At 65.8% G+C, this 9493-nt stretch carries 8 protein-coding genes; 4 read left to right on the plus strand and 4 right to left on the minus strand.

The annotated features are described in order from the left end of the window. The 4 genes from CG471_RS27500 to CG471_RS27515 form a co-directional block, all read left to right on the plus strand. Positions 1 to 455, plus strand: a 455-nt coding sequence (locus CG471_RS27500) for a PepSY-associated TM helix domain-containing protein (RefSeq protein WP_099234412.1), incomplete at its 5' end; no start/stop codon positions are given. Positions 456 to 472: 17 nt separating this feature from the next. After that, entirely contained in the window at positions 473 to 1006 is a 534-nt protein-coding gene (locus CG471_RS27505) for a DUF2271 domain-containing protein (protein WP_069336671.1), read from the plus strand. Positions 1007 to 1021: 15 nt separating this feature from the next. Then, entirely contained in the window at positions 1022 to 1903 is an 882-nt protein-coding gene (locus tag CG471_RS27510; RefSeq protein ID WP_099234413.1) for a DUF4198 domain-containing protein, read from the plus strand. A gap of 110 nt (positions 1904 to 2013) precedes the next feature. After that, entirely contained in the window at positions 2014 to 2883 is an 870-nt protein-coding gene (locus CG471_RS27515; RefSeq protein ID WP_099234414.1) for an FAD:protein FMN transferase, read from the plus strand. Positions 2884 to 2988: 105 nt separating this feature from the next. On the opposite strand, the gene CG471_RS30380 is transcribed toward CG471_RS27515, so the two are convergent. From CG471_RS30380 to metH, 4 genes are all read right to left on the minus strand, one after another. Next, the gene (locus tag CG471_RS30380) at positions 2989 to 3381 is read right to left on the minus strand and encodes a hypothetical protein (RefSeq protein ID WP_143560292.1); all 393 of its coding nucleotides are present in this window, start codon (positions 3379 to 3381) and stop codon (positions 2989 to 2991) included. Positions 3382 to 3635: 254 nt separating this feature from the next. Then, positions 3636 to 6194 (minus strand): sulfite reductase flavoprotein subunit alpha, encoded by a 2559-nt coding sequence (locus CG471_RS27525; protein ID WP_099234416.1) that lies wholly within the window; start codon positions 6192 to 6194, stop codon positions 3636 to 3638. Between the two features lie 80 nt (positions 6195 to 6274). Beyond that, entirely contained in the window at positions 6275 to 6544 is a 270-nt protein-coding gene (locus CG471_RS27530; RefSeq protein ID WP_004210495.1) for a SemiSWEET family transporter, read from the minus strand. Between the two features lie 141 nt (positions 6545 to 6685). Then, positions 6686 to 9298: a methionine synthase gene (metH, locus tag CG471_RS27535; protein WP_099234417.1), complete on the minus strand. Its 2613-nt coding sequence runs from the start codon at positions 9296 to 9298 to the stop codon at positions 6686 to 6688. Between the last annotated feature and the right edge of the window lie 195 nt (positions 9299 to 9493).

Genomic DNA, 9493 nt, shown 5'->3' on the forward strand with positions numbered 1-9493 from the left:
GCGCCACCCTGCCCGCCCCGCTGCTGAAGCTGGTCGCGGCCGATGACGCGCCCGATGCCAAGAAGCCCCTGCCCGCCCCGATCGCCCAATGGGTCGAAAAGGAAATCGGCCAGAGCGGCGCGGGCGAGGCGGAATGGTCGGCGGACGAAGTCTATCTCGCCCTGCCGCGTCCCGGCGGCGATGGCTGGGTGTCGATCGACCGGCATGACGGCAAGGTCACCAGCGAAGCGACCAGCCGTGGCTGGGTCAGCTATCTCAACGACCTGCACAAGGGCCGCAATGCCGGCACCGTGTGGAAATGGTTCATCGATATCTTCGCCGTCGCCTGCTTCCTGTTCGCGCTGACCGGCCTGCTGCTGCTCCAGCTTCACGCCGCCAAGCGGCCGAGCACCTGGCCGCTGGTCGCGATCGGGCTTGCGCTGCCCGCGCTGCTCGCCATCCTCTTCATCCACTAACGGGGGTCCATCTTTCCATGCAGATCAGTCCCAAGCTCATCCTGTCCGGCGGTGCCGCGCTCGGCGCCACCGGCGCGCTGGCCGCGCCGGCCGCCGCGCAGACCATGACCGTCACGGTCAATATCCCGCGCCTGTCGGTCGCCGAATATCACCGCCCCTATGTCGCCATCTGGCTGGAGAAGGAGGGCGCCGCCCCCCGCACGCTCGCGGTCTGGTATGATGTCGACAAGGCCAAGGGCGAAGGCACAAAATGGCTGCGCGACATTCGCCAGTGGTGGCGCGTGTCCGGCCGCACGATGAGCTTCCCGGCCGATGGCGTGTCGGGCGCGACCCGCGCGCCGGGCGACCAGAAGATCGCCTTCACCGCCGGCAAGGGGCCGCTCGGCGCCCTGGGTCCGGGCAAATATACGCTGGTGGTGGAAGCCGCCCGTGAAGTCGGCGGCCGCGAACTGGTCCGCCTGCCCTTCACCTGGCCGGCCAAGCCCGGCGTCGCCGCCAAGGCACAGGGCAGCAGCGAACTCGGCGCCGTCAGCGTCAGCTTCGGCAAGTAACAGGGGACAAAGACCATGAAAGCCAAATATCTGATCGCGGGCGCGCTTGCCGCCCTGATGCTCTCCGGCGCGGCCCAGGCGCACCGCCAGTGGATGCTGCCCTCCTCCACCACCCTGTCGGGCACCGACAGCTGGGTGACGGTCGACGCGGCGGTCTCCAACGACCTCTTCTATTTCGAACATTTCCCGATGCGCACCGACGGCATCGCCGTGACCGAGCCGGATGGCACCACCGGCAAGATCGAAAATGCCGCCACCGGCAAATATCGCTCGACCTTCGACGTGCATCTGACCAAGCCCGGCACCTATCGCATCGCCAATGTCTCGACCATGGTGATGGGCAGCTACACCCTCAACGGCAAGCAGGAGCGCCTGCCGCGCGGCACCACCAAGGCCAATCTGGCCCAGGCGATCCCCGCCGGCGCCACCAATGTCCAGACCGCCGAGGCGAGCAACCGCAACGAGATCTTCGTGACGCTGGGCGCGCCGACCAGCACCATCTTCAAGCCGACCGGCACCGGCATCGAACTGGTCCCGGTGACCCATCCCAATGACCTGGTGTCGGGCGAGACCGCGACCTTCCAGTTCCTGCTCGACGGCAAGCCCGCCGCCGACCTCAAGGTCACCGTCATTCCCGGCGGCATCCGCTATCGCGATGCGCTGGGCCAGATGGACCTCGTCACCGACAAGGATGGCAAGCTGGCCGTCAAATGGGGCGCCCCCGGCATGTACTGGCTGAACGCCAGCACCGGCGGTGGCCGTGAAGGTGGCCCCGGCGGTCCCGGTGGTCCGGGCGCGCAGGGCGGCAAGCCGGAGGGCGCACCGCCTGCACCGCCGGCCGGCCCGCCGCAGAAGCGCGCCTCCTACATCACCACGCTGGAAGTGCTGGCGCCCTGACCCGGCCCGCCGGCCATCCCGTCCGGATCGCGATAGCGCCCGACCTGTCGCCCGAGCAATTTGCCGGGCGCCAGCGTCAGGGCGCTATCGTCGCTTTGGGCGGACCGACCATGGGCACCACATGGTCGGCCCGCATCGTCGATCCGCCCGCCGACTGCCAAACCCATGTCGAGGCCGTGCTGGCTGCCGTCATCAACGAGATGAGCAATTGGGAAGCCGGCTCCGACATCAGCCGCTTCAACCGCAGCCCGATCGGCCAATGGACCCGCCTGCCGCCCGCGATGATGGGCGTGCTGCGCGCGGGCCTTGCCATGGCCCGCCTGTCGAACGGCGCCTTCGACCCGGCGATCGGCGGCATCGTCGCGCGCTGGGGCTTCGGCCCGGCCCTCGCCGGCGGTAGCGCCACCGCCTCGATCGCGCCCTGGACCTGCATCGAACTCAATGGCGACCGCGCCCGCCGCACCGCCGACGTCGCGCTCGATTTTTCCGGCATTGCCAAGGGCTATGCCGTCGATGCGGTCGCGGCCTGCCTGCGCGCCCTCGGCCTCATCAATTTCCTGATCGAGATTGGCGGCGAACTGCGCGGCGAGGGGGTGAAGCCCGATATCCAGCCCTGGTGGGTCGATGCCGAAGTGCCGCCGGGCCTCGACCTCCCGACGCTGCGGGTCGCGCTCTGCGGCCTTTCCATGGCCAGTTCGGGCGATTATCGCCGTTACCGGATGGAGGGCGATCGCCGCCTGTCGCACAGCATCGATCCCGCGACCGGCGCGCCCATTGCGGAGGGCGTCGCCGCCGTCACCGTGCTCCACACCTCTGCCATGCTGGCCGACGCCTGGGCGACCGCGATCACCGTGCTGGGCGCCGATCGCGGCATGGCCCTCGCCACCCGCCACAACCTCGCCGCCCGCCTCATCCTGCGCACCGAAACCGGCGGCCAGGAATATATGACCCCCACCCTCGCCGCGATGCTCGCCGACTGAGGCCGACTTCAGGCGGGGTGGCGCCCCAGAGGGCGGGAATGGGTGGAAGGTCGACAGTCTGCTTCTGGGCAGATGATCGGCGAAAGCTGACGTTGCATGGAAAAATCATTTGGCAACAATCGTCAAGTGGCGGACAATTTGGGAAACAGCTAAACGTCTCAAATGAGCAAGACGGGTTTTGACGGGCTGATGCACACGGCGTGCGTCGTTTGGGGGTTCTGCGGATGCATGAAGCGGGGAGAGCCGCTTCACGTTACAAACCTCATTCCGCCAAGCGGCCCGGTTCATGCGGGACAGTTCGTTGAATGGCTTCTGCTTGCCGACAACGTCAATCCAAACCTGGCTGAATATGAGCGCCACAAAGCTGCACTGACCACCGCTTTCGTTGCTCACATGGGGAGCGAAGTCGTTGATGCGGCCCAACTTCGGTGGAGTGACGCCGAGCAGGATATTGATCAGCCGGACGTGAAGTTCCGGGGCAGGATAGCTGACGATCATGAAAACCTTCCGAGCGGCACTTAACCACCACATTTGATCATGCAGCTTTCAACTTGTAATCTGAATGAGTGGCCGGACCCAGCGTTGCGGATCATCTGACTGAACGACCAAAAATGGTCGTTAGCCGCCCTACCCACATCCGTCATGCCGGGCTTGACCCGGCATCCCACTTTTCTATGCAACAGATAAAGAAGCGGGACCCCGGCTCAAGGCCGGGGTGACAATGGCAGCTTCTGGTCGCTTCCAATCCGCCCTCAATAGACGTCGCGCTTGTAGCGGCCGGCCTCGGCCAGATCGTTGAGCGTCGCCTCGCCCAGGATCGCGATCAGCGCCTCATGGACGCTCTGCGCCATGCCTTCCAGGCTGCCGCAGACCAGGATGGTCGCGCCCTGGCCGATCCGTTCGCGCAGTTCCGCGCCGGCGTCCGCCAGCAGATGCTGGACATAGCGGCCGCAATCCGCATCGCGTGAGAAGCTGCGGTCCAGCCGTGCCAGCGTGCCGTCCGCCAGCCAGGCCGACAATTCCGCATCGAAATAACGCTCATGCGCCCGGCTGCGCTCGCCGAACAGCAGCCAGTGGCCGCCCATCCCGTCATGGGCGGCAGCGCGCAGATGGGCACGCAGCCCGGCAATGCCGGTGCCATTGCCGATCAGGATCATCGCGCCGCGCGACGCCGGATCGGTGCGGAAGCCCGGATTGGGCCGCACCCGCATCATCGTCGTCTCGCCCGGCGCCATATGCGCGGTCAGCCAGCCCGAGCCGATGCCCAGCCGCCCGTCCCCATCGCGCACCTGCCGCACCACCAGGTCCAGCACGCCATCGGCCATGATCGACGCCGCCGAATATTCGCGCGCCGGCAGCGGGCGCAGCGCCCGCGCTTCTGCCATGGTGAGCGGGGTTCCGGCTTCGGGCAGCATCGCGCGTGCCAGTTCCGCCCGCAACGCCGCCGGCACCGCGATCAGGTCGCCCTCGGGCGCCTGGCTGGCCAGCAGCGCCTCGACCGCCTCGGGCGCGTTGCAGGGCTGCAGTTCCACGATATCGCCCGCCTGCCATTCGGGCACATCCGTACCCACCGGCTCGAACTGCAGATGATAGGCGGTGAGCGCCGGGCTGTCCGGATTGAGCGCATGGCGCGCCACCAGTCGCCACGGCGTGAACGGGATCACCATCTGGCCCCGATCGCCCTCACCTGCGCCCAGATCATGCAGCGCATCGTGCCAGGCCCGCTCCGCCGCTTCATCTTCATGCCCCATGGCGATCAGCGGGAAGAGCGGCTGCGCGCCCGCCCCCACCATCCAGCCGTCGACCGCGATGCCGAAGGCGCAGAAATCGGGATATTCCCGGTCGCCGATCGCCAGCACGCCATAATGGAGATGGCCAAGATCGATCGCCCCGCCACGCAGCAACCGGCTGGCAAAGCCGCGCGCCATGTCCGGCGGCTCACCCTCGCCATAGGTCGAAACGACGAACAGGATGCGCTGCGCCCCTGCCAGCATGTCGCGCGTCAGCCGGCCGACCGGCACCACCTGTGCCCGCACCCCGCCATGGGCCAGCGCCTGCGCCGCGTTGCGCGCGCGGATCTCGGCCGTCCCGGTCTGGCTGGCATAGGCGATCAGCAGGTCGCCGCCGCCGATGTCGCCGCCTGCAACCGTCGCGACATCGCCGGCCAGCGCCCGCGCCGCCTGCTTGCGCTTGCGGCGCGAGAGATAGAGCAGGAAGCCGGTCACCGTGAACAGCGGCATGGTGAGGCTGGTCAGCATCATGATGATCCGGCCGGGCAGCCCGAAAAAGGCGCCGCGATGCAGTTCATAGACGCTCTGGGTGATGATCACGCCCAGCGGCCGGCGATCATAGAGATCGCGCTTCTCCAGCGCATAGCTGGCCGGATCATAGCTATATTTGTCGGTCTGGCGCAGATGGCGCGCGCCTTCGGGCCGGGCGTCGAAGCTGATCGTCTTCATCGGCTGCGACGGCGCCGGCTGGGTGATCCGCACCCAGATATAGTCATTGCCGGTGGCGCGGCGGAAGGCGGTCCAGGCCGGGTCGATCGGCGGTCGCGGCGCGATCCCGTCGCGCTTTTCCGAACGCCGCCCTTCCTCGCTCGGCGTCTTGCCGGTCAGGCCGTATATCACCCCCTGCCGATACCAGTCATAGCTCCACCACAGGCCGGTGAGCGCACTCAGCAGATAGAAGAGCAACACCCAGGTGCCGATCACGACATGCAGCGCGCGCCACAGGTTGCGCCCGGTCTTGCGCAGGTCGAGCACCAGCCAGGCGCGCCAGTCCAGCGCCTGCCGCGGCCAGCGCAGATAAAGGCCGGACAGAGCGAAGAAGATCAGCGCAATCGCGCTGAAGGCGGTGATCTGCCGACCAATGCCATTGCCGCCGCCCGGCAGCGCCAGCCAGCGATGCAGATCGTCCATCAGATGGAAAAAGCCTTCGCCCGCCGGTGCGCCCAGCCAAGCGCCGGTGGCTCGATCGACCTGCCCCTGCTTGCGGCCGCGCCCTTCGCTCGACGACAGGCGCACGCTGTGCGACCGGTCGCGCGCCATTTCCCAATCCAGCCGCGCGATATAATAGCCCGGATTGTCGGCCTGCACCCTGGCGATCAACTGGTCGGGCGACAGGTCGGGTTTGGAAGGCACGCCGGGCGCATAGAGGCGCGGCGACAACGCCTCGCTGATCTCGTCCTCGAAGCTCATGGTCGCGCCGGTCACGCCCATCAGCGCCAGCACCAGACCGGCAGTGATCCCCAGGAACCAGTGGATCTGGAACAATATGCGCTTGGTCACCTGGGCTCCGTTGGCTGCCATCCGAAAGCCCAGCCTATTACGCATCTGCAACATGAATGCAATTGCGACTTAGTTTCAAGCAAACCGGGTAAAGATCAGCCCTAAAGCGCGGTGTAGAGGCAAGTCGCGCCCAGGATGATGCCGGGCACATTGGCGACGATGATCGGCCAATCCTTGTCCTTGTGCAGCCAGCCATAGGCCGCCCACAGACAGGTATTGAGCACGGTCGCCAGCGGCTGGATCACCGATCCCTTGTCCCCGGCCAGGTTCATCCGGATCTGGTCCAGATAGGAACCATACATGAGGATGGCGGTGACGGTCGCGATCCAGCCGACCACCCGCAACGTCCGCTCGTCGAGATGCCGTGCCATCCTGCCCCCATGCCTGTCGTCGGCGGCACTTAGCCATCGACCGCCCCCCGCGCGCAAGACCGCAATTACCCGGAGGCGCGCATGGCACCGCCGGGCATGGGGAAGCAGGCGACCACCCCCGATGGAGGGAGGCGCCGGGCGTCAGTCCAGGTTCGGGCGCAGATAGCGTTCGGCGGTTTCCAGGTCGATGCCGCGGCGCTGGGCATAATCTTCGAGCTGGTCGCGGCCGACGCGGGCGACGCCGAAATATTCGGCCTGCTGGTGGCCGAAATAGAAGCCGCTGACCGCCGCGGTCGGCAGCATGGCGAAGCTTTCGGTCAGGGTCGCGCCGGTCGCATGATGGGCGTCCAGCATCTCGAACAGGATCGGCTTCAGACTATGTTCCGGGCAGGCCGGATAGCCGGGCGCCGGGCGGATGCCGCGATATTCTTCCTTGATCAGCGCCTCGTTGGTCAGCTGCTCGCCCTCGGCATAGCCCCAGAGCGCGGTGCGGACATAATGGTGGAGACGTTCGGCGAAGGCTTCGGCGAGACGGTCGGCCAGCGCCTTGAGCAGGATATCCGAATAGTCGTCGATCGCATTCTTGAAGCGGGCCAGATGCGGCTCGATGCCATGGATCGACACGGCAAAGCCACCCATCCAGTCGCCATCATGGCTGATGAAGTCGGCGAGGCACATATTCGCCCGGCCTTCGCGCTTGGCGATCTGCTGGCGCAGCATCGGCAGGGTGTAGTGCTTCTCGTCCTCGACATGGACGATGATGTCGTCGCCCTGACGACGGCACGGCCACAGGCCCGCGACACCGCGCGCGGTCAGCCATTTCTCGTCGATGATCTTGCCCAGCATCTTCTGCGCATCGGCGAACAGGCTGCGGGCGCTTTCGCCGACAATCTCGTCCTCCAGGATGGCGGGATAATTGCCGGCCAGTTCCCAGGCACGGAAGAAGGGGGTCCAGTCGATATAATTGACCAGATCCTTCAGATCCCAGTCGGGGAAGCGGTGGGTGCCGGGCAGCAGCGGGCGCGGTGCCTTCAGGCTCTCGTCCATTTCGAAGGCGTTGGCGCGGGCGTCCTCGAGCGACAGGAGCTGGCTCTGCCCCTTGTTCGCGCGGGCGACGCGGACATGCTCATAATCGTCCTTGGTCTTCTGGACGAAATCGGCCTTCTGCGTTTCGGAGACCAGGGCGGTGGCGACGCCGACGGCGCGGCTGGCGTCCAACACATGGACGACCGGGCCGGTGAAGGCCGGGTCGATGCGCAGCGCGGTGTGGACGCGCGAAGTGGTCGCGCCGCCGATCAGCAGCGGCATGGTCATGTTGGCGCGCTGCATTTCCGCCGCCACCGTCACCATCTCGTCGAGCGAGGGGGTGATGAGGCCGGACAGGCCGATCATGTCGGCGTCATTCTCGTTCGCGGCCTTGATGATGTCCTGCCAGGGCACCATCACGCCCATGTCGATCACCTCGAAGCCGTTGCACTGGAGCACGACGCCGACGATATTCTTGCCGATGTCATGGACGTCGCCCTTGACGGTGGCCATGATGATCTTGCCCTTGCCCTTGGCGCCGGGTTCCTTGGCGGCCTCGATATAGGGGAGCAGATGCGCCACCGCCTTCTTCATGACGCGGGCGGATTTCACTACCTGGGGCAGGAACATCTTGCCCGCGCCGAACAGGTCGCCGACCACGTTCATGCCGTCCATCAGCGGGCCTTCGATCACCTGGATCGGTTTTTCGGCGGCGAGGCGGCATTCCTCGGTGTCTTCCACGACGTACATGTCGATGCCCTTGACCAGCGCATGTTCGAGGCGCTTGGCGACCGGCCAGCCGCGCCATTCCTGCGCGGCCTTTTCCGATGCGGCGTCCTTGCCCTTGAAGCTTTCCGCGAGCGCAACGAGGCGGTCGCCGGCTTCGGGATCGCTGTTCAGCAGCACATCCTCGCACGCCTGGCGCAGCGCCGGGTCGATCGCGTCATAGACGTCGAGCTGGCCGGCATTGACGATCGCCATGTCGAGGCCGGCGGGGATGGCGTGATAGAGGAAGACCGAGTGCATCGCCCGGCGCACCGGTTCGTTGCCGCGGAAGGAGAAGGAGAAGTTGGACAGGCCGCCCGAGATATGGACGTGCGGGCAGCGCTTCTTGATCTCGCGGCAGGCCTCGATAAAGTCGACGCCGTAGTTGTTATGCTCCTCGATTCCCGTCGCGACGGCGAAGATATTGGGATCGAAGATGATGTCCTCGGGCGGGAAGCCGATCGTCATCAGCAGCTTGTAGGCGCGCTCGCAAATCTCGACCTTGCGGGCCTGGGTGTCGGCCTGGCCGGTTTCGTCGAAGGCCATGACGACCACGGCCGCGCCATAGGCCATGCAGAGTTTCGCATGATGCAGGAAGGCCTCCTCGCCCTCCTTCATGCTGATCGAGTTGACCACCGGCTTGCCGGAGACGCATTTCAAGCCCGCCTCGATCACTTCCCATTTGGAACTGTCGATCATCACCGGCACGCGGCTGATATCCGGTTCCGATGTCATGAGCTTCAGGAAAGTGGTCATCGCCTCGACCGCGTCGAGCAGGCCCTCGTCCATGTTCACGTCGACGATCTGCGCGCCATTTTCGACCTGCTCGCGGGCGATGTCGATCGCCGCGGCATAGTCGCCGGCCATGATCAGCTTCTTGAACTTGGCGGAGCCGGTGACATTGGTGCGCTCGCCGATATTGACGAAGGTGGCGCCAGAAAGATCGGGGGAGGTCGTGGTCATTTTTCTTACCTGCTCCCCTCCCGCAGGCGGGGGGCTGTTTCTTATACACATCTTACGCCTCCGACGTAGAGGGTTCTGATGCTGCCGGCGGGCGCTCTATCTTTAATATAAATAGATGCACGGCGCTCAAACGCGACGCTACAGTCTTCTTCTGCAAAACCATCACCATTATCAATGATACGACTTTTCGACAAC

It is taken from the genome of Sphingobium sp. IP1, from assembly GCF_002708645.1.
Classification (GTDB): Bacteria; Pseudomonadota; Alphaproteobacteria; order Sphingomonadales; family Sphingomonadaceae; genus Sphingobium; species Sphingobium yanoikuyae.

Coding starts and splice junctions, on each gene's coding strand:
- CG471_RS27505 (WP_069336671.1), top strand. CDS start 473: ATGCAGATCAGTCCCAAGCTCATCCTGTCCGGCGGTGCCGCGCTCGGC.
- CG471_RS27510 (WP_099234413.1), top strand. CDS start 1,022: ATGAAAGCCAAATATCTGATCGCGGGCGCGCTTGCCGCCCTGATGCTC.
- CG471_RS27515 (WP_099234414.1), top strand. CDS start 2,014: ATGGGCACCACATGGTCGGCCCGCATCGTCGATCCGCCCGCCGACTGC.
- CG471_RS30380 (WP_143560292.1), bottom strand. CDS start 3,381: ATGATCGTCAGCTATCCTGCCCCGGAACTTCACGTCCGGCTGATCAAT.
- CG471_RS27525 (WP_099234416.1), bottom strand. CDS start 6,194: ATGGCAGCCAACGGAGCCCAGGTGACCAAGCGCATATTGTTCCAGATC.
- CG471_RS27530 (WP_004210495.1), bottom strand. CDS start 6,544: ATGGCACGGCATCTCGACGAGCGGACGTTGCGGGTGGTCGGCTGGATC.
- metH (WP_099234417.1), bottom strand. CDS start 9,298: ATGACCACGACCTCCCCCGATCTTTCTGGCGCCACCTTCGTCAATATC.